This is a genomic window from Bifidobacterium sp. UTCIF-39, from assembly GCF_006408715.1.
GTDB lineage: Bacteria > Actinomycetota > Actinomycetes > Actinomycetales > Bifidobacteriaceae > Galliscardovia > Galliscardovia tissieri.
In genome coordinates this window covers 118,588-139,025 of record NZ_JEOG01000008.1, presented here as the reverse complement: position 1 = coordinate 139,025, position 20,438 = coordinate 118,588, and the positions used below count along the sequence as shown (strand labels likewise).

The window sequence follows — 20,438 nt, the reverse complement described above, 5'->3', positions numbered from 1 at the left end:
TATGCTATTGGGGTTTGCAAGGTTGTGATAGTCGGACGCGGAACGCGTCATGAAGGAGACCACGGTTACATGGCATTGACCAAGAAGCAGATCAAGCAGTTGCGCGCCCTGGGCCAGCAGCTCAATCCGGAACTCATCGTCGGCAAGAACGGCATCACCGACGCGTCCGTCGCCCAGGCGGACGAATGCCTCGAATCGCACGAACTGATCAAGTGCACGCTGCTGGAAGGCTGCGGGTACACCGCTAAGGAGGCCGGTGAGCTGTTCGCCGGACGTTTGCACGCCGATCTGGTCCAGGTGATCGGCCACCGGTTCGTGCTGTACCGTCGCAGCAGCAAGGATGGCGTGAAGAACATCCGTCTCGTGCGGGAGTAATCAGGGCAGTGGCGCGCGAATGTGTCGTCGCGCCCGTATGAACGACCACGCGCATGAACAACCGCATGGACATGAACGAGACCCCGGAGCTGTGTTTCAAACCCCGGGGCCTCATGGTTGATTATTGTTCATAATCACCTTTCCAGTTATCGGACGACCGGTATCACGGTATCGTCCATCTGCAGTTATCCATATTCAGTTATTCGTCGGACTTCATTGCCCAACCGATGTTCCTGTCTGAGCCATTCGCGACCTCTATGTTCGTCATTGCCCATTCATCGATGCGGGTCTCTTCGTTGCGTGTTCCTCGTTCTCTGCATCCTGATCTGCTCTGCGTCGTCCGCGTCGTTCGTCTGATGTCCACCGGACGGATTCCCTGTTCTGTTATTCCTGTTGGTGTGGTGCCACTGCCTCTGTTTCGTTGTCCGCGTCGTCGCGGTTTTCTGAAGATCGGATGCGAACCATAAATCGAACACATCCTCATGTTTGATTTATGGGGTTCGATCATCTCCAACCTTCACTCATAGTATATCATGAATCGCCGGGAAAGCAATCACGAAGCGTTGTAATTTCAACGATGTTTGATTGAAGCACAGTGTTTGGAACTGTGTGCCGCCTGTTGGATGGTGTGGGAGTTGCGTGTGATATAAGGGGGTATTTCTCACATTTGCGAACATCGATCGAATGCGGTTCCGCCGTGGGAACGTGAAAGAACCGTGATGTTCGAAAGACCTCGGGGAAAGGTCCTCCTACACTTGTTCGAATGCACATCTCCAATAATGCCTATGTCATGATGAGGCGTATCGTCGCCTCCGTTCTGTCCGTCGTGTTCATGTTCGGACTCGCCGGGTGTTCCATATCCGAGGAGTCCGCGCAGCGGGGATTGGACGAGCTGACGCAGTCGCTCTCCTCCGGCAGTACGCCCACGCTGGCGGAGGGCGCGTCGGCTGATTCCCCGAACAGCATCGTCTGGTCGCAGCAGCAGTACCCTGATTATTATGTGGTCACCGGCAAGGCTGATTTCTCCAAGGCCGGCACCATGCCAGCCGTCGGAGAGATCCGGTATACGGGTCTCGATTCATACGGTCGTGCCGGCATGGTCGTCGGCGTGATCGACAAGCAGCTTCGCGACAGCGGCTCGTCCCGTGACCGGAACATGCCTGATACGATCGCAGGCTACCCTCATCCGAATCCCAAGGTGTCGATCGATCTGGGTGGTGGCAAGGCGTACCGGGGTTATCTGTTCAACCGCAGCCACCTGCTGGCCAAGAGTCTCGGCGGTCAGGATTCCGTGGAGAACATGGTGACGGGAACCCGAACCCAGAACGTGGGCAAGAACCAGCCCGCCGGCGGCATGGCGTACACGGAGGATGAGGCACGCAACTGGCTGGACGACAATCCGAAGGGCACGGTGGAGTATATGGCCACGCCGAACTATGAGGGGTCGGAGCTGCTGCCGCGTACCGTGAGTGTGGATATCCGTACGTCCGACGGCTCGATCGATCAGCATGTGATCGTGTTCAACACAGCCAGCGGCTACGACATCGACTACCAGAACGGCGGCGTGAAGTAGCGGTTTTGCGGACCGTTCCATTCCCTCGAATGGCCAATGGCCGGCTCCCGGTAACGCGGGGAGCCGGCCATTGTCATATGTGTGGCCGTCCGGTGTGTGAGACGGAACGGATGATACCCCCGTATCGTCGTTGGGGGGGGGTAGTTTGAGGAGCATGCGTGCGATGTCGGACGTATGACCGGCTTGTGGTGCACGCTGATGAGTAGTGAAAGGAAGCGAACGCATGAACAAGGCGTTGAAGGTTTCAGTGGCGGCGACCGTTGCCGTGGCATCGCTCGGTGCGCCGGCGATGGCGATGGCCGATGAAGTGCCGTCGGACGTGGCGGAGGAGCAGGCGGCTCGATCGACGACGAATGTCGCCGACGCCCAGGCCAAGGCTGATGCCGCACAAGCCACATTGGACAAGGCGCAGTCGAATCTTACCGATGCGCAGAATGCCAATAAGCAGGCGCAGGCCGACAAGAACAATGCCGATGAGAAGAACCAGCAGGCGCAGGCTGACAAGCAGCAGGCCGAACAAACCGCCGCCAACGCTCAGGCTGCAGCCGATGCCGCGGCAAACGTCAAGCAGCAGGCCGTGGCGCAACAGCAGCAGGCCGAAGCGGACAAGACGACTGCCGAAGCGGACAAGAAGACCGCCCAGCAGGAACAGGAGGCCGCCCAGGCGAATAAGGAGCAGGCGCAGGCCGAGGCCGACAAGGCCGGACAGGCCGTGGATGCGGCTCAGGGCCGGGTGGACAAGGCCCAGTCCGCGGCTGATGCGGCCATTGCGGACAAGGAGAAGGCTGAAGCCGATCAGAAGCAGGCCGAGTCCGATAAGGCGACGGTCGACCAGACGGTGGCCGAGGCGGAACGGGATAAGGCACAGGCCGAAGCCGACAAGCAGCAGGCGCAGGCGGACGCCGATCAGGCCGCCGAGGACAAGCAGGACGCCGACCGGACCGCGGCCGACAAGCTTGCGGACCTGAAGGTCAAGCTTGACGCGGAGAACACCGCCAAGGCGGAGAAGGACGCCGCCGACAAAAAGGTTTCGGATCTGGAGAAGGAGGACGGCGGGCTCGCCGATCTCGCAGCCCAGCTGGATGCCGCCAGGCAGGCCGCCGACGAGGCTTCCAGGGCGCAGGCGGATGCGGACAAGGCGAAGAGCGAGGCCGACAAGGCCAGGGACACGGCCTCGGCCGACGCGACGGCCAAGCGGCAGGCGGCCGACAAGGCGCAGCAGGCTGCGGACGCGAAGAAGGCCGTGGCCGACAGCGCCGACTACAAGCTGCAGCAGGGCGCGTCGCAGTACTATCTTGATCGTGGCGCGCAGCGCGCGTACCGGATCCTCACCGACGGGACCGTGACCATGTACCTCCAGTACATCCATAACGGGGACAAGGCGGATGCCACGTCGATCGACAACATGCTGCGCGCATTGCAGTACATCAAGGAGTGCAACGAGATCCGCAAGGGCGAGGGGCTGCCCGAGCTTCAGGTGTCCGACGAGATGATGGCCATCGCTCAGGCGGACACCGACTTCGCCAACGAGAACACGTACCATCCCCGCCAGTTCTACGTCTACAGCGAGAACCTTGCGTGGGGCTTCACCGAGGACAACAGCCCGTTCCGGGGATGGTACGACAAGGAGAAGGCGATCTACGAGCAGGCGGTCAGGGAGAACCCCGAGATCAAGAAGCTCAGCCCCCTCGCCCTGCAGACCCAGTACCCGACCCTGTACCGGCAGGTCGGACACTACCTCAACATCGTCGGCGGAACCACCGTCACCGGGTTCGGCGTCTCCCAGAACGGCAAGTACTACCCCAACACCGCAGGCCAGACCTTCAACCCCGGCGACTCCACCACCAACGGCAATCGCATCATGACGGTCGATGACTACATCGCCGATCTGACCGCGTGGAAGACCTCGCTGGAGAACGCCAGCGGCGACTACCAGGCAGCACAGTCCACGGCCGACAAGGCCGCCCAGCTGGCCGCACAGGCCGAGCAGGATGCGGCTGAGAAGACCGATGCGGCCGAGCGTGCACAGGCCGAGCTCACGGCAAAGACCGATGAGGCCAAGACCGCCAAGGAGGCGCTGGCCGCCGCGCAGAAGGCGTACGACGACGCCGTCAAGGCCAATCAGGACAAGGCCCACGCCCTCGAACAGGCCAAGAAGGAGCAGACGGCGAAGACCGAAGCCTACGAACAGGCCAAGCAGAACACAGCGGATGCGAAGCATGCGGCTGACACCGCACAGCAGCAGGCCGCCGACGCGCAAACCCGCCTTGACAAGGCGAACTCGGCCGTAGCGGACGCGCAGACACGCATCGGCGCGGCACAGCAGAAGGCCGATGCGGCCAAGGAGGCAGCCGCCACCGCCGACCAGCGCATCAGCCAGGCCAAACAGGACCGCCAGAACGCGCAAGCTCGTCTCGACCAGGCCGAACAGGACAAGCAGACGGCACAGCAGGCCTTGGATCAGGCGAAGGCGGACAAGACCGGAGCCGACCAGAGGCTGGCTGAAGCGCAAACCCGCCTTGACAAGGCGAACTCGGCCGTAGCCGCCGCACAGGCACGCATCGACACCGCCGACCGGCAGATCGCGGACGCACAGTCCACGATCGACCAGGCCGACAAGACGATCGCTGCCGCAGCGGCCGCCCAGTCCGATTTGGAGAAGGCCACCGCCACAGCAGCGGCCACGCAGGCCGCAGTGGACAAGGCGAACGCTGAGGCCGAGCGTACCGCCGCGGCGCTTGAGCAGGCGCAGTCCGCGTATGATACGGCGAAGGCCGACAAGATCGTGGCGGACGGCGCGCTCGCTGATGCCAAGAAGGCTGCCGAGGAGGCGTCCAAGAACCAGGAATCAGCCCAGCAGCAGCTTCAGCAGCAGAACGGTTCCGCTGGTTCCTCGGTGGATGGTTCCGGTGTGACGAACACTGCCGCCGGACTGAGCGCGAGCACGGCGACGGTGGATGCTCCCACGGCTGTTGTCAACGAGTACGGTCCGCTGGCTGCAACGGGTGTCACATCCGAGGTGATGCTTGGTCTTACCGCGATCATGACGCTCGTTGGTGCCGGTTGCGTGCTGACCCGCGTGCATCTTGACCGCGAGTGATGGATTCGAGAGGATGAGCATCGAATCGACGCTGGAAACGATGCACTCCAATTGGATGCATGACCTATTGGACGCATGCTGATGGAGCCCGTACCTGCATGCAACGCGGGTACGGGCTCCATCAGCATGCGATGAGCGACATATCGTGTCGGCTCTTGACAGTTCAGTCGATCAGCGTGTAGCCGTGGTTGGCGATCACGGACTTGAGCTTGTCGAGGTAGATCTCGGCGGCTTGGGAGAGTTTGGTGCGTTCGTTGGTGATCCAGCCGACCAGCATCTTCTCATCGGATTCAAGCGGTACGGTCACGATCTTCTCGGAGTTGAGATCCTCGTTGTCGATGCCGGAGCAGACCGTGTAGCCGTTGAGTCCCACGATGAAGTTGAGGATCGTGGCACGGTCGGTCACGTTGATCTGCTTGGGGGAGTATTCGGGCCAGACGGCCTCCTCGGCGAAGTAGAAGCTGCCTTCCTCGCCCTGCTCGTACTGGATCCATGGGTAGGGTTTGAGATCCTCCATGGTCAGGCTCTTGCGCGAGGCGAGCGGGTTGGAGCGGGAGAGGAACACGTGCAGGCCGGCGCGGAAGATCGGATGGAATTCCAGATGCTTCTCGCGCAGCAGCTTGCCGATCACATCCTTGTTGAAGTCGGACAGGTACAGGATGCCGACCTCGGACTGCATGTTGGCGACCTGATTGATGATGTCCTTGGTGCGGGTCTCGCGGATGGTGAACTCGTACTCGTCGGACTTGATGGAGTTGATGAGCTCCACGAACGCTTCGACGGCGAACATGTAATGCTGCGTGGAGACCTGGCACAGCTGCTTGCGCGGCTTGGCGTTCTTGTAGCGCTCCTCGAGCAGCGCGGTCTGGTCGAGGACCTGACGCGCGTAGGTGAGGAATTCGGCGCCGTCCACGGTCAGGGCGATGCCCTGCGACGAGCGGGTGAAGATCTCGATGCCCATCTCCTTCTCCAGTTCCTTGACGGCGGAGGAGAGTGCGGGCTGGGAGATGTAGAGTTCGTGGGACGCCTCGTTCATCGAACCGCATTCGACGATCTTGACGATGTACTTGAGCTGAAGCAGTGTCATAAGTTTTTATGATAGCCACTGGGGTTGTCATCAATTTAATTTATGCCGATTCGTGGGACGTGTCACTGGTTTTTCAAACCGTTGATCAGCGTCTGCATGGCGTCGTTCGGCGGCAGTTCGACGACCTGCTCGACCTGGTCGATCGTGCCGGGCACGTGGAATCGGCTGATGCCATCGGTGCCGGTATAGTTCGCGGACCGGAATCCGTGACGCTCCCATGCGAGCTTGCGCACATTGTCGGAGCGCATGAGATCGAGCAGTTTCCCGCCCTTGTCGTCGAGCGCGATGAACACGTGAGTGCTCCACACCGTGGGCGTGGGGTAGGCGATGACCAGATCGTTCTTCACCTGCGCATACGTGTCCGGCTGGGTGGCGGCGAGATCCAGGATCTGGCTCTCATAGCCGACCATCATCGGTTTCGAACCGACGCCAAGGGTGAGGAACTGGCTGAAACTGTCCTCGCTGCTGGTCTCCATCCATCCGGACTTGCGGAAGATCGTCTGCAATGCGGGCAGGTCGCGGTTGACGCTGTCGACCGTCGCCGGGGTCCCGCCGTTCATCACGGTCGCGAGCAGGGCCGCGTACTCGTTGCCCGAATTGGACTTCACCGGGTCCGTGGATTCGATATGGAAGGCGCCGTAGCCGGTAGCCCATCCCACGTCGGCCCACGAACGATCCTGCTGCATGGCCTCCACCACCTTGGCCATGTCCAGCCGGTACACACCCGAATCATCCTTCGACATGAGCCCGGTGGAGCACAGGCCGTCCGCCACCTGCCGGTACGTGTACACGACGATGGGACTGTTGAAGACGATGTCCTGCCGGCTCACATCCACGCCCTTGGCCTTGCCGTATTCGGCGGCAGCCCTGCTGGAGGGAAACAGGTAGTCCATGCCGGACCGGTCGGCGTCCATCATGTCCAGACTGCCGGCCTTCCGGTAGGAGACGTCCAAGCCAGCGTCCGTCGCCAACGTCCGAAACTGCGGATCGTCGAACAGGCCGGTCTTCTCACCACCCAGATAGCCGGTCACGGTCACGGTCTGCACCGGCTTCGGCCGGGTGGCCTGCCATGCGATGCCGCCACACAGCACGATCACGGCGACGAGCAGTACACACAATCCCACGATTCGGGATTTCGACAGATGGGCCATCGGTCGTATCCTTTCCAGCCTGCACGGTCCCCGAAAGGAATGGATTCAGGGTACCGGCGTCCGATTCCACGATACCGCCAGGGGCATCCGACAACAGTCGACTACAACCCCTTGCGTTTGAGCTCGGCGACAAGCCCCACGTAGAACTCACGCACGTCGAAGCCGGGAATGTTCTCACGATTCAAGTCGATCATGTCGGCATGGGAGATGCCACGATCACCGGACGGCTCCAGCCACGTGAACCAGTCACCCCAAGGGAAGGATGGGCGGGACACCAGACCATCATTCGGCCCGTCGAACCATTTGACCAGCGGATAGGTGAAATTCAGCGGGAACCGGCCCGTCGTGGCATGCAACAGACGCGAGCCAACGCTCTGACAGACGATGCCGGGAAACTGGCCGAGACCGATGCTACGGTTGATGCGCTCGCATCCCGCCTGCGTCAGATCATGTACGGCGGCCATGAAGTCTGGATGCGTGTCGCCCAGCTTCGCTGCCGCGGCATTGTAGGATGCGGCCACCCGACGCTGCGCGGGCTCGGGAATGGACCCGAGCAGATAGTCGGCGAACCCGCAGCCGCGATGTGGCGTATTGATGGTGGTCAGCGAGGCGACATACCCGCCGATACCATCACGCGCGATCGCCCAACGCATATCAAGCCCGCCCTTGGAATGGGCGATCACGTTGACCTTGCCGCATCCTGTCTCCTCGACGATCCGACGAATACGGTCGGCGAGCTCACGGGCACTGTCGGCGACCGACGCCGCCGACTGGTGGTTGCCATAGTAGATGGTCGCCCCATTGCGCTCCAGCTCTGCGGGAATACGCCCCCAATAGTTGATCAGACGCGAGTCCCGGAAAAACACGCCGTGTACCAGAAGGATCGGATACCGTGTGGCGCACACCCGCTGCGCGGCACGGGAACGGTCAAGCGCCTCCTTCGCGGTCTCAAAACGGACCTCATCACGTACCGTGCGAATGATCAGACGCAACGCGATGAGATTGGCGATCGGAATCCACCCGCAGACGATGCCAATGACCCGAATACGCATGCCAAGCTGCACGCTGGTCAGATACACGGTGATAATCCCCACCCAAAAGATCACCGATTCGACAAGCACGACGACAATCGTGGCGACGAGCCAGGGCAGCCAGTCATGCGGAATCATGACGAACGCGGCACCGGCGAGCGCCACCGTCGCGACCAACGTCGTCCACCAGAACACCTGCAGGGTCGCCACGCCAAAACCGCATGCGCGCAGCCGACCGGACGGCGTTGCCGTCGCACCATTCATCGCATCTCCTTCTGCACCCCAGTTGTCCCCGAACACGCTCCCATCCTATCCGCCATCGCCTACGTTTGGCAGCACGATGAATGCGGCATTCGTCCTCGACCCCGACGGCAACAACATCGAAGCCGTCGTCGACTGGTCCGGCTGGTACACCCACACCACCAACTAACCAACCATCACGCCAACACCACAGACACCACCAACCCAGCAGACTCCTCACCAGACCACACACCACCAGTACGATCCCAACCCATACCATTCGCACGCACCGCAACAACACCATACCCACGAGCCTGAGCCACCAGCCACACAGCACACTGCCATACCAATCGCCGAGCATCCCCATCAGACAACCCCGACGGCAACGACAACACCAACGACCCGGAACCGGACACCACTGATGAACCGGCCCCAGACGCGCTCGCCGACGCCGACGCGCCCGCAGCACCATCCGACACCGTGATCATCGGAAACCTAGTCCCAATCGCTGCAACCAACCCATCCCGATCAGAACCACCAGCCGGCTCCAACGCACACCCAGCCCCCGCAGCCACCTCACCAGTCAACGCCTGCGCCCAAGCCCGAGCCAAATCATCCCAATTCGCATACAAATCCGGATACCCCGACCGCTGCACCTCCTGCGCAGCATCCTCCGTCGGAATTGACTGCCAATCAGGCACCTTCACCAGCGCATCATAAAACGCGTTGATCGCATACGACTCATCCATCAACTGCTCAACCGAACCCCAACCCTGACTAGGACGCTGCTGAAAAAGCCCAACCGAATCCAGATCACCATAATCAATATTCGTCAACTTCGACTCCTGCATCGCCGTGGCAATCGCCACAGTAACCGCATGATCAGGCAAACCCCGCTCCATCGCAATACGAGCAATAAGCGCCGCATTCGACGCCTGCGTAGGACTCAACGGAATCGTGCCAGACCCAGCCGAACAATACGCGTCAGCCGCCGAACGCGGCGCAACAGTATCCGCACGACGCAGATTAATCAGCACAGCAACCATGGCAAGCGCCGTAACAGCAGCAACCACAGTGAACATCACCGCAACCACCGTACCAACACCACCACGTCGCCCCACACGCCCATATCGCAAATGCCGTCCCATCACACCTCCATCATCGTCGTGCCACACATCGTGGCATCCACAGATGACATTCCCCTAACGGGACAAGAACGGGAATGGAAAACGGAAGCGGTGGGGAACCCACAGCAGCAGATCACCCCACCGCATACGAAGACGCTACCTCAACCAACCAGGACGCCCATTACGCACCGCCCTGGTACCAGCAGTCGGACCGGTCGCCAACTCCAGACGCAGCGCCGACTCGGCAAGCCGATCCAGACCACGGCCCAACCACCAGGAGATGAGGATGATCACACCACCGAACATCGCCCGGCTCGTACCCGAAGCGGCCAGCGCACTGTCAGGCAGACGGTTGACGACACCGGTGAGCAGCGCTCGCATCATGGTGAGCCGGGTGATGTCGGGGCGGACCGTGGTGGTTTCGATGAGGTCGATGGCGTCACCAACCAGTTCGGACAGCTGCTCCTCCTGACCATCCTCAGAATACTCGACGTCCTCCACAGCGTGACGCAGGTCACGACCACGCCGGGAGCCGGCATCGGCGGGATGAATGCGTTCGACCTCATCGATGATGAGAGCGGCCACGAGACTGGGGCCGGCAGGGGAGGCCAGCGCATCAACGAGCAGCTGCATGGTACGGTCGATCGGGGCGGCGAGTACCGTATCGGTCCCACCGTCATCGACCGCGTTCTGCACGAGCCGCTGCCAGGCCCGCCACACGCCATAGCGCTCGTCAGCGGAGACGATGAGTTGCATCAGACGCAGGGAGGTGTGCACCTGATGCGGGGCGAGGCGCCTGGCCTGACGGTCAAGATGCAGACGCATCAGCAACGTCTGCCGGCTGGCGTCCCCGGTGAGAGGGAACGGAGTGAGAGGGATGATGGGGGAGTCAAGCAGTTTCACCGCTTCGACATCGTAGGGCTTGAGGCCGCGGATCCGCCCGCGACGGTCAGGAGCAGGGTACTCCCAGCGGGGACGGACGATACCATTGGGCTGAACGTAGGTCTTGAGATATGAGGTGCGCTCGTCGGTGACGATAAGCCCGTTGCCCATATCGGTCACATCAGCCGAACGCACCGATGCGCGCAACTGTTCAGAGAGGAGGGAGAGATTGATGCGATACCTGTTGTTGTCGTTGATCGACATGCTTTCCTTTCGTTCGTTATCAGACCACATCTCCATCGCCTAAGGCAACATGTATGCATGAAAATGCATATACGAATCCCTAGGTATCTGGTCAATGCGCTCAAAACGAGCGAAAGCATGAAAAATCACACCATGTCAAACAATACCACACTTTTCAAAAGAACAAAACGCTAAAAGTAAGCAAAAGAATCATCGACTTCAGCCGCGCTCGCCGTCGTCCGCCGATGACGCGGTGCGCTTGTCCGCCTGCTCGATGATCACACGCAGGTAGTCCTGTGCCGCCGTCTTGCGCCGGGGAACCAGACTATCTACGATCGCATCCTTCCTGCCACGATTTTTGACATACAGAAACCCGATGATGGAGAAGACCAGCGCGCCGATGAAGTTGACGATGAGATCCTCCATCGTGTCGATAAGACCAATGTCCAAGTAACCGCCAAGACCAAGATCATTGCCGTTGACGCTGACCTGCGTGATGTCGGGAATGGAGACGATCCGGTTGCCATGAGACGGATCCAGCATGACCGAACTGATGGAATGGACGACCGCGTCCTTCTGCATATCCAATCCGAACAGCATGTCCATGCTGAATTCGAAGAATTCCCAGACCACGCCGATCGTCATGGAGAAACAGAACGAGACGAGTGCCAGATAGGCGGGAGACAGTTTAAACTTCGTCGTATTGGAACGGTTGAGCAGGTCAACCAGTGAGAACCCGATCGCGGCGGCGAGGAACCCGTTCAGCGTATGCAGCACGGTATCCCAAAAGGGGAACAGCTCGTAGAAAGCGCTGATTTCGCCAAGGATCTCCGCAGAGAACACGAAGACCAGCATAATCACTTCAAGAACGGACGGAAGTTCAATGCGCAGCTGCAACTGAATGAATGCCGGAGCCAGAAGCAATAGCAACGTCAGTACGCATAGGAACACGTTCTCATAATCGCCGTTGAAAAACTGCAGAATCGCCATGGCGATGACGAGCGCACGAAGGGTCACATACACGGCGAACGACACCTTGTGCTCGCGAAGCTCCATGCGCATCGCCTGCCGTATGATCCTCCAACGGTGCCGTACCGAGGAGCTTGCGTTCCTGTTTTTACCCATCATCGAGCCCTTCCAATTCCTGCTTGTCGACACGTGTTAGTCTACCGAACACGCCTACAATCGATAATCGGCAGACATGTGTGACAAAAAGGGGGATACGATGTCGCTGAGCATGGCGCAAAAGACCGCTACGATCAGGGAATTCAAGGAGAACATGCGTCGTCTGGGGTTGACGGTCGATCAGGTGGGGGATGCATTCGGTGTCAGCGGGCACACGATTCAGAAGATCATCGATCTTAAATCCGGACGTCTTGAGTATCCATGGATCATTCGCGGGTATCTGATCGAGCGTGCTCGTGAACAGGACGTGGAGCTTGTGCCGTTCACAGCGTTGCGTGGCGATCCGCACGATTACTGGTTCCTTGACGATGCGGTGCTCGATGCGAAAACGGTCCGATAAGGCTGGCTGATGATGGTCTCGTCCTCCGACGTTTGGAAATGTCTCGAAACGGCAGAGGATTTTGATATGACGAAACCGTCGCGGGGAAGAATGCCATAATCAAGGTATGACTCGTTTTCTTTCACGATGGATCGTGCTCACGATTGCGGCCGGTGTCATGGTCGCCGTCCTGCCCGGCATGGAGGCGGTGGGGGAGCCGCCGATTCTCGGAATAGCGGCATTCTCCCTGTTTCTCGCGCTGATCAATGCCTCGATCAAACCGGTAGTGCAGCTCATAGCGTTACCGCTGTCAATCATGAGTTTCGGACTATTCGCGTTGATTATCAACTGGCTGTTCATGGAGCTGGCGTCGTGGCTGGCGTTGTCATTGTTTGATGTGGGCGTGATCATCCATGGTTTCCTCTGGGCGGTGATCGGTTCGCTGGTCATGGCGATTGTGTCAGGCATCGTCAATGCGGTGATTGGGGATTGATCCGGTAGTTTGCTGAGCTCGAGTACAGAGCAGGGGTCGCGCGTTTGGATGTAACGCGCGACCCCATATTTGTTTACGAGGAATGGAGAATAATCAGTATAATTATAGACAAGTTTGTATCACAGACTTCTTATATAATAAAAACTACCGTATAAAACAACAACCAAACGACACCGCAACAAAACAAACCTGCACAGAAACAGGAGGGGCATGAACGAGATCATCCATTCCACGACCCGGCTGCGCATCATGGCCACCATGGTCGAGCTGGGGGTTGGGCGTCGTATTTCGTTCAAACGTCTAATCAGATTGCTGGACGTCACCAAAGGAAACCTGTCCGTGCAATTGAAGAAGCTGAACGAAGCAGGCTACATCACGATCATCAAGTCGTTTTCCCCAACGGGTGTTCCCTCGACGGAAGTCAAACTCACCAGGGAAGGCAAAGCCGCCTTCGATAGATATCTCACTGATCTGCGCAGAATTCTCAAACCGGATTTTGACTTGTCGGAAGAGATGACATCGGCACAGCAATAGTGACCAGAGAGCAGGGAGCACCTGTACAACGTTTGAGGTGATGTCCAGAGTACGGGGCTGTCATCGTCACAGTCATTGCGTAATGGACCGTATGCAACGACGTATGCTAGCTTGTAACGCAATCGGCGAATGGAAATGAAGAAAAGAGCGAGGAACGGTTTTGGGTGATGTGAGACAGGAGCTGGAGCGACTTCGGTCGGTGTACGAGACCGGCGTGCTACGCCTGCTCCTACGTCGCAATTCAATGCTGTATGTGGCGTTGCTGCGTTCCTCGTTTGATCCACTGACCGGGGAACTGCCTAGGGAGATCCTTGAAGACCGCATCGCTCAGGGATTGAGAGAACTGGTCGGTTCCGGTGAATATGCGCTTGGCGAAGACCAGACGTATGCATCTGCGGCACGTCAGGTCCTTGCCGAACTAACCCGTGAGGGCGATGACGATTACGCGTGGCTGGCCAACTCATTGGATACCGGTACGCATCGATTCCTCTATCGTCTCACGGCACGCGCGCATCGGGCGATCGACGCACTTTCCCGACTCGATGACGATACACGGACCCTGTCCGGAGCACAGGCGAACAGCATCATCATGGAGATCGAACACGCCCGTATGCAGTTGACCGAGGATCCGCGGGAACGCGTCACGTTGCTCAATCGAGAGATCAAGACTCGTAAACGTGAGATCAAACGAATCCTGCACGGTGATGATACCAGTCGTCTATCCGATCAGGCCGTTGAGGACATCATCGCCGTAATTCACAACACCCTGCGAGGAGTGCCTGTGGAATTGCACGAACTCGCATTATCCGAACGTGACAACGGCGATGCACTTCGTCGTCGTATGCAGTCTGGAGGCATGTCGGTGAATGCGATACTCACCGCATATCACAATGGGTATCGCAAATCGTTCCGCGAATCCGATAGTGGACGACGATTCGATGACGCGTTCCAGATCATCGTCACTGATGAAGGTCGTCAGCAGATCGACGATGCGATGCGTGCCATCGCCAAGAGCCCGTATCTGGAAGGGGAGACCAGTACGCTGCTCGGCCAGGTCAAGTCCGAACTTGCCCGCATCTATGACGGCATTGAGGATGTCCGTAGGCAAATGCGAGTTTCAGATGAAGCCGTCAGCCGTCTGGTGCGTCAGCAGACCGACACCCGCTATCGCACCATGCTCGACACGCTTAATCGGCTGTTCGTCAAACTCAACACCGAAGCACGCGAACACCCAGACGACGGTGCAACGCCATATGACACAAACACCGCGTCCGTACGCTTGGCAGGACTGCCCACACGTCCAGCCAAGCCAATGACCCGTTCCACAACGCCGGAATTGGCCACTCACACGCCCGTTGTCCCACTTGGCATCCCCGACATTCAGTCGATGATCGAAGTAGGCGGACCGAGGCTCAAACGCATGATCACAATGATCCTGGATCATCCGGTTATGCAGAATGATCTGGTGAATATGGCCGCCAGTTTCAACCAGCTGCCTGAAGCAGAGCGTCGAGAAAGCGAACTCATCGGCTTTCTCGGCAGTCTCCGTGCCTCGGGAGAAGGCTACGTGACCTGGCATTGCATGACATTGGGTGGCAAACCACGATCATGGCGAACCCGGCCCGTATTGGTAAGCGAAGCGACGTTGACAACCATCATGGAGGAAGAATGAGCGACATGACGAACGACACGCTCTTGGATGGCGATGGCACCGACATCAATCCAAACGCCCTGTTCGAAGGCGATCTGAGTACCATGCCGTCCGATGCACGCATGGCGGCGATCGCGCTCAAACGTGACCGGTATATCACCGGATCCCTGTACGACACGGTGATGGACAACCATGACGACGTCGTGCGTTCCCTCAACAATGACATGCTGGAACTGGTCGTCAACACCCATTACCGCATCATGTACGCCGCACCGGTCAGTGGTCCGGACATCGTCATCCGTTCGCTGAAAACCCGATCCAGTCTGACACGAGAAGAAGCGGCATTGCTGGCATTCCTGCGCATCCGAGTGCTGGAATACGAAAACGTGAACGCCGACGTCGATCAATGGATCGTCGGATATGAGGAAATCCGGGCAGCGCTGACCACAGGCGCGGGATACCTCGCCGCACGCAACGATGAGGAAGGCGTGCTCAGAAAACTCTCCGTGACCATATCCATGGCACTGACCCACGGATACCTATCCGAAGTGGAAGACGATGACGGCATGTACCGAATCACGCCGTTGGTTCCCGTCGTGCTGGACCGGCAGCTCGCCGAGGAATGGCTGAATGCCAATTCCGCGGAGGTTGACGATCCCACGACGGCAAACGGCAAGGATCTCACTGATGGGGTCGATACGACGATGTCGGGCGATCCTGACTATGCAGCAGATGACGGAACGAATGACCTGCCGGGCAGGGGGCGTGATGCCGGAACCAATGCGTCACGCGAGGGCATGACATTGTTCGAGGATGAGGAGGATGAGGGGAAGTGACCATGTCACACGATATGCAGATCATTGCCGACCGTTGGATGCTGAATAGCCGTTGCCTCATCAACTGGGGCTCGTATGACGGTTACCATGAATTCCGCCCCTCCACGGATGCCATGCTTCCGGTCACACTGCTCGCAGGGGCGAGCGAATCCGGAAAATCCACTCTGGTGGACGCGCAGATCTCCCTGCTGTATCCGACCGGCACACCCTTCAACAAGGCATCCAATACCGGTCGCTCCGAGCGTAGCGATTACACATATCTACGCGGCATGCTCGGCTACGACAACACCGGCAATGGTGATGTTCCGGTGTTCCTTCGAGGACGTCGTGACGACGGGACCCCGCAGCCGGTCTGGGGAGCAATCGTGGATACGTACGTCAATCACACCACCGGTCAGACGTTGTCGTGCGGCAAGTTCCTCTACCTGTCGGCGGGCGACGGGCAGGGAGATGTCCGTCGGCAATACGTCACCTGGGATCACACGATCGATCCACGACTCATGGACCGCTACCGCGACACCCCGTTTACCCCAACCCAGTTGAAGAACACGTATGTCGGATGCGACACATTTCCGAACGCCGACGCGTTCCACACATACATCTGGCGGGTCATGGGACTGAGCGCGGAAGCATGCCGGCTACTGCACAAATTGCAGTCGGCCGATGCGCCCTCGCGTCTCGACGATATTTTCAAGCAGGGTGTGCTTGGAGTGCCGGAGGCGATTGGACTCGCGCAGTCCGCCGTCTCCGATTATGAACGGTATGACACGAACTTCCGAAGCATGGCGGAGAAGACCCAGCGAATCGAACGACTCACTGCTATTCAGCATGCCTACGACGCCTATGCCACGGCATTGCAGAATGTGCACGACTTTGCTCCGGTGGACCCGGAATCCGAACAGGGCAATGGCCACGCCACGATCGTAAGCTGGGTGACAAACCGCATGACCGGCGAAGTACGCAAGCGGGTGCCAATCGATGTGCTTGCCCTGAAGCGCAAAGAGCAGGATCTCGAATCCCTGCAACGACAGGCGGACGCCATGCGGGATCGTGTTTCGCAAATAGAAACGCAACTGAACAATCACGATGAGGGAAGCCTCACACGCTTGGAAGCCCAGCTGAAGCAGGCGGAGATCACGCTGCAGGATGTCACCGAACAGCGTGATCGCTTGCAGACACGGTTTGCCACCGCTGGCATGACCATGCCCGATGACGCGCAATCGTGGGAATCATGCCGCGCCGATATCGCCACATTAAGTGTTGAGCTTAACCAGCGCAAGGATTCGCTGACGGAGCAGCGCAATACCGCGGTACGTATGATCGGTGAGGCAAAACGTACATTGGCTGCGTTGCGTCAGGACTACGACCGTCAACGCAGGCAGCGCACCCGTATCTCCCAACCGATGGATGAGGCACGGTCATTGCTCGCACAGGCGACCGGACTATCCACCGACGAGCTGCCGTATGTGGCCGAGCTCATGGATGTTCGGGAGGATGCCGAGGAATGGCGCAACGCCATGAACGTGGTCTACGGTCAGCTTGCCCAGACCATTCTCGTGGACAAGCGTCACGAGGCGGGCTTCGCCGCGAAGGTGAGCACAATCGATCCCAAGCGTATGATCCGTCGCACATGGACGTTTGTGGACACCACCAGGGATTACATCGCCGATGGCGAGAAGGCGTGGATGTCAGGCAAGCTCCGATATCGGGAGGATTCGCCGTTCGTCGATTGGCTCAAATCCCAGACGTCCTCCGAACGGCTGGATGCTCTATGCGTGGATGACATCGATGATGAGTCCGCCACACGGCAGGTGCAGCGGGATGGTCAGATCAAATCCGGAAGGTACGGCCACCACGGCAGCAAGGGATTGCACCCCGTCATTGGTTTCGTCACCGAGTCATATCTTGACGAACTGCGCAGCCAGTTCGTCAAAGCGGAAGCCCGTCTGTCCGATGCGGAGGACGACTATCGTGAGGCGGACGCCGGCATCGACCTGTTGCGAGCCAAAGAGGAGTTGGCGGATCAGCTGTCGTACACGACATGGGACAAAATCGATGTCGACGGAGCCGAACAACGGATCTCGGAACTGCGCACGACCATCGATTCGTTGCGCGACGATCCGGAGCTCGCCCATCTGCTTGATGCCCGACGAAACGTGCAACAGCAGCTTGACGCCATGCAGGAGCAGGCGATACGCGCAAAGATGGACCGAGATGAGATCCAGCAGGCCATTCAGACCGCTCGGCAATGGCTTGACGAACATCGAGGCGTCACGCTGACCTCCGACACGTCCGGGCATCTCGCCGACGCAGCGATCAAGGTTCTGACCGACGCATACGAGCACGTGTTCTCCAGCGTGCTCAACCCGGAGGATCGGGCCGGCCTGATCGTCACGGCAGCGAACAGGACCGCTGCGAACAAGGTCACGACCGATGAGGAATCGAAGCGGTCGAAACCGGGGGAGACGTTCGTGGAGCGGGCCGTGTCCAGCGTGGAGAAGGAGATTCGTCAGAAGATCGCAAGGCTGCGTGAGAACGTGGATGCCACGCGCAAAACCGTAGAGGATCGGATGACGACGTACCATTCCCTGTACGTGCCTGATGACAATACCATCACGACCACTGTGACCGACTACCAGTTCTATCAGGAGGAATTGAAGAGCCTGAATCTGCTGGCTGCGACGACCGCGACCAATGAGGAATACGTAAATTGCCTGGACAAGCTGCTGATGGACTTCACCCAGCTCAACCGGGCGATCGATGCGGATGCTCGAGACATCGATGACCAGCTGGACAAGATCAACGCCATGCTCAAAGGGCAGCAATTCGGTCCACGACACGGCAGTCTGTCCATCGGCGCGGATGTACGGCGTCCGGAAGCCACATTCACCGGACCGTTGAAGCGGACGATGACATTGCTCAGTGAATGGAAGGCCGGCAGCCGTGTGTCCCCGGAGGAGAATCGTCGGGTATTCGCCAAATGCGCCGGACTGGTGAATCGGCTCAGGACGGAGCTCGAACAGGTTCGTGACGCGAACGGCATCCGCAGCTATGGTGCCCGCAACCTTGACCCGCGATGCCGCTCCTCGTTCTACGCGATCGTGCATCATAAGGACGGGCCGGATGAGCGCATCACCTCCACCGGTGGCAAATCCGGTGGCGCATTGCAGGAGTTGACATCGTTCGTATATGGTGCGGCGCTGATCTATCTGCTGGGTGGCGACGTGACCGGACAGCCCACATACACCACGCTGTTCCTTGACGAGGCGCTGATCAAGGCCGATGGCCGCTATACCCAGCGTGCGCTGTCGGTGCTGCCCCGACTGGGATTCCAGGTGATCGTCTCGGCTCCGGAAAGCAAGACCGCCGAGATCCTGGAAGTCTCCTCGAAGGCGTACGTGGCGTACCGTGATCCCGACACCTCCCGCTCGTATTTGCAGGAGGTGCTTCCCGAGTAATCTGCGGGCCGGACTCTGCTTTGGCTACTCCTCCAGCGTGATGGGCTTGCTATGGTCCTGACGGTAGATGTCGGGCTCCACGTAGATCTCGAACGTATACCAGGGGAGCGCGTTGCGCACGGAGGTTTCAAGCTTGTCGACGGTCTGCACATCGAAATCGCGATCAAGTTTTGAAGTCTCGATCTTGACGCACAGCAGGATGTCGTTCTCCGACATGTGCACGGTCTGCATATTGAGCAGGCGTGTCACGCCCGGGGTTGCCTTGACCGCGGCGACGATCTTGGAGCGCGTATCCGGATCGACGGCTTCACCGATCAGCAGAGAACCGGATTTGAAGGCGAGCAATATCGATCCGCAGATCAATACCAGACCGACCATGAGACCACCGATGGCATCCCACAGCTCGTTGTCCAGAATGATCGCCAAGCCGATGCCGGTACCGGCGAAGGCGAGGCCGATCAGAGCAAGCGTATCCTCCATGATCACGGCTGCAAGCTCAGCGGACTTGGTGCGCCTCCAGAACCGGTAGAGGCCCATGTGCGGGGTATTGGTGTTGCGCATACGCTCGTTGGCTTCCTTGCTGCTCTGATGCAGACCGTAGCCTTCCAGGCATGCGCTGATGGCCACGACGGCAAGCGCCACAAGGAGCTCGCCCTGATTGGCATCGCGCAGAGCGGGGTTCTCAACGACGGCGATGATCTTTTTTACCGCCTCTGACGTGGAGAAGAATCCGCCGACGAAGAAGAGCAACGTGGCGACGACGAACGACGCGAGATACTTGGCCCGATAAAGCCCGAATGGATGATCGCCGTCGGTCTTGTGATGGGAGAATCGTCCTCCGATCATCAGGACGATTTCATTGGAGCAGTCGGCGATGGAGTGAACGGACTCGGAAAGCATGGCGGATGAACCGGTGAATGCGGCGGCGCACAGTTTGGCGATGGCGACGCCGATGTTGGCCGCAAGTGCGGCCTTGACCGCCGTTCCCGCATGTTTGCTGTTCTGAGCGACTGTTGGTTGTTTCGTAGTGCTGACGTTATTGGTTGCTACAGCCTGTTGAGCCGAATCCGCGGATTCGTCCATGGCGGTTCACCCCGTTCTTCCCTGATATGGATTGCGTAAAGACAGCATCAGTATAGGCCGTCTTGTGACG

Annotated in this window: 16 protein-coding genes; 9 read left to right on the top strand and 7 right to left on the bottom strand. The window is 59.1% G+C overall.

Annotated features, from left to right (window positions below):
* Window positions 1–69 precede the first annotated feature (69 nt).
* From EP30_RS05655 to EP30_RS05645, 3 genes are all read left to right on the top strand, one after another.
* Window positions 70–375 (top strand): YhbY family RNA-binding protein, encoded by a 306-nt coding sequence (locus EP30_RS05655; RefSeq protein ID WP_140556867.1) that lies wholly within the window; start codon window positions 70–72, stop codon window positions 373–375.
* A gap of 790 nt (window positions 376–1,165) precedes the next feature.
* The gene (locus EP30_RS05650) at window positions 1,166–1,948 is read left to right on the top strand and encodes a DNA/RNA non-specific endonuclease (RefSeq protein ID WP_181160810.1); all 783 of its coding nucleotides are present in this window, start codon (window positions 1,166–1,168) and stop codon (window positions 1,946–1,948) included.
* A 223-nt stretch (window positions 1,949–2,171) separates the two neighbouring features.
* On the top strand, window positions 2,172–5,048 hold the full coding sequence (locus EP30_RS05645; protein ID WP_140556863.1) for a CAP domain-containing protein: 2,877 nt from the start codon (window positions 2,172–2,174) through the stop codon (window positions 5,046–5,048).
* 163 nt (window positions 5,049–5,211) lie between these two features.
* On the opposite strand, the gene EP30_RS05640 is transcribed toward EP30_RS05645, so the two are convergent.
* The 6 genes from EP30_RS05640 to EP30_RS05615 form a co-directional block, all read right to left on the bottom strand.
* On the bottom strand, window positions 5,212–6,135 hold the full coding sequence (locus EP30_RS05640; protein WP_094664378.1) for a LysR family transcriptional regulator: 924 nt from the start codon (window positions 6,133–6,135) through the stop codon (window positions 5,212–5,214).
* A 62-nt stretch (window positions 6,136–6,197) separates the two neighbouring features.
* Window positions 6,198–7,286, bottom strand: coding sequence for a hypothetical protein (locus EP30_RS11115; protein ID WP_258185383.1), 1,089 nt, complete (start codon window positions 7,284–7,286; stop codon window positions 6,198–6,200).
* Window positions 7,287–7,387: 101 nt separating this feature from the next.
* Complete coding sequence (locus EP30_RS05630) at window positions 7,388–8,581, bottom strand: triacylglycerol lipase (RefSeq protein WP_140556860.1); 1,194 nt, start codon at window positions 8,579–8,581, stop codon at window positions 7,388–7,390.
* A 173-nt stretch (window positions 8,582–8,754) separates the two neighbouring features.
* Window positions 8,755–9,705 carry a cobalt transporter gene (locus EP30_RS05625; RefSeq protein ID WP_140556858.1) on the bottom strand — a complete coding sequence of 317 codons (951 nt, stop codon included), beginning with the start codon at window positions 9,703–9,705 and terminating at the stop codon, window positions 8,755–8,757.
* A gap of 135 nt (window positions 9,706–9,840) precedes the next feature.
* A complete protein-coding gene (locus EP30_RS05620) occupies window positions 9,841–10,830 on the bottom strand; it encodes a hypothetical protein (protein WP_094664382.1) in 990 nt (329 codons plus the stop codon).
* A 198-nt stretch (window positions 10,831–11,028) separates the two neighbouring features.
* The gene (locus EP30_RS05615; protein WP_169713082.1) at window positions 11,029–11,934 is read right to left on the bottom strand and encodes a hypothetical protein; all 906 of its coding nucleotides are present in this window, start codon (window positions 11,932–11,934) and stop codon (window positions 11,029–11,031) included.
* A 100-nt stretch (window positions 11,935–12,034) separates the two neighbouring features.
* Here EP30_RS05615 and EP30_RS05610 point away from each other — a divergent pair, with 100 nt between their 5' ends.
* From EP30_RS05610 to EP30_RS05585, 6 genes are all read left to right on the top strand, one after another.
* On the top strand, window positions 12,035–12,334 hold the full coding sequence (locus EP30_RS05610) for a DUF2316 family protein (RefSeq protein ID WP_094664386.1): 300 nt from the start codon (window positions 12,035–12,037) through the stop codon (window positions 12,332–12,334).
* 106 nt (window positions 12,335–12,440) lie between these two features.
* Window positions 12,441–12,806 carry a phage holin family protein gene (locus EP30_RS05605; RefSeq protein ID WP_140556856.1) on the top strand — a complete coding sequence of 122 codons (366 nt, stop codon included), beginning with the start codon at window positions 12,441–12,443 and terminating at the stop codon, window positions 12,804–12,806.
* A 210-nt stretch (window positions 12,807–13,016) separates the two neighbouring features.
* Window positions 13,017–13,340, top strand: coding sequence for a transcriptional regulator (locus EP30_RS05600; protein WP_094664390.1), 324 nt, complete (start codon window positions 13,017–13,019; stop codon window positions 13,338–13,340).
* 160 nt (window positions 13,341–13,500) lie between these two features.
* Window positions 13,501–15,012, top strand: a complete 1,512-nt coding sequence (locus EP30_RS05595) for a DUF3375 family protein (protein ID WP_094664392.1) — start codon at window positions 13,501–13,503, stop codon at window positions 15,010–15,012.
* Complete coding sequence (locus EP30_RS05590; RefSeq protein ID WP_181160809.1) at window positions 15,009–15,827, top strand: DUF4194 domain-containing protein; 819 nt, start codon at window positions 15,009–15,011, stop codon at window positions 15,825–15,827. The genes EP30_RS05595 and EP30_RS05590 overlap by 4 nt, the downstream gene beginning before the upstream one ends.
* Before the next feature lie 2 nt (window positions 15,828–15,829).
* On the top strand, window positions 15,830–19,285 hold the full coding sequence (locus tag EP30_RS05585; protein ID WP_140556854.1) for an ATP-binding protein: 3,456 nt from the start codon (window positions 15,830–15,832) through the stop codon (window positions 19,283–19,285).
* A 24-nt stretch (window positions 19,286–19,309) separates the two neighbouring features.
* On the opposite strand, the gene EP30_RS05580 is transcribed toward EP30_RS05585, so the two are convergent.
* On the bottom strand, window positions 19,310–20,368 hold the full coding sequence (locus EP30_RS05580; protein ID WP_094664396.1) for a cation diffusion facilitator family transporter: 1,059 nt from the start codon (window positions 20,366–20,368) through the stop codon (window positions 19,310–19,312).
* Window positions 20,369–20,438 lie beyond the last annotated feature (70 nt).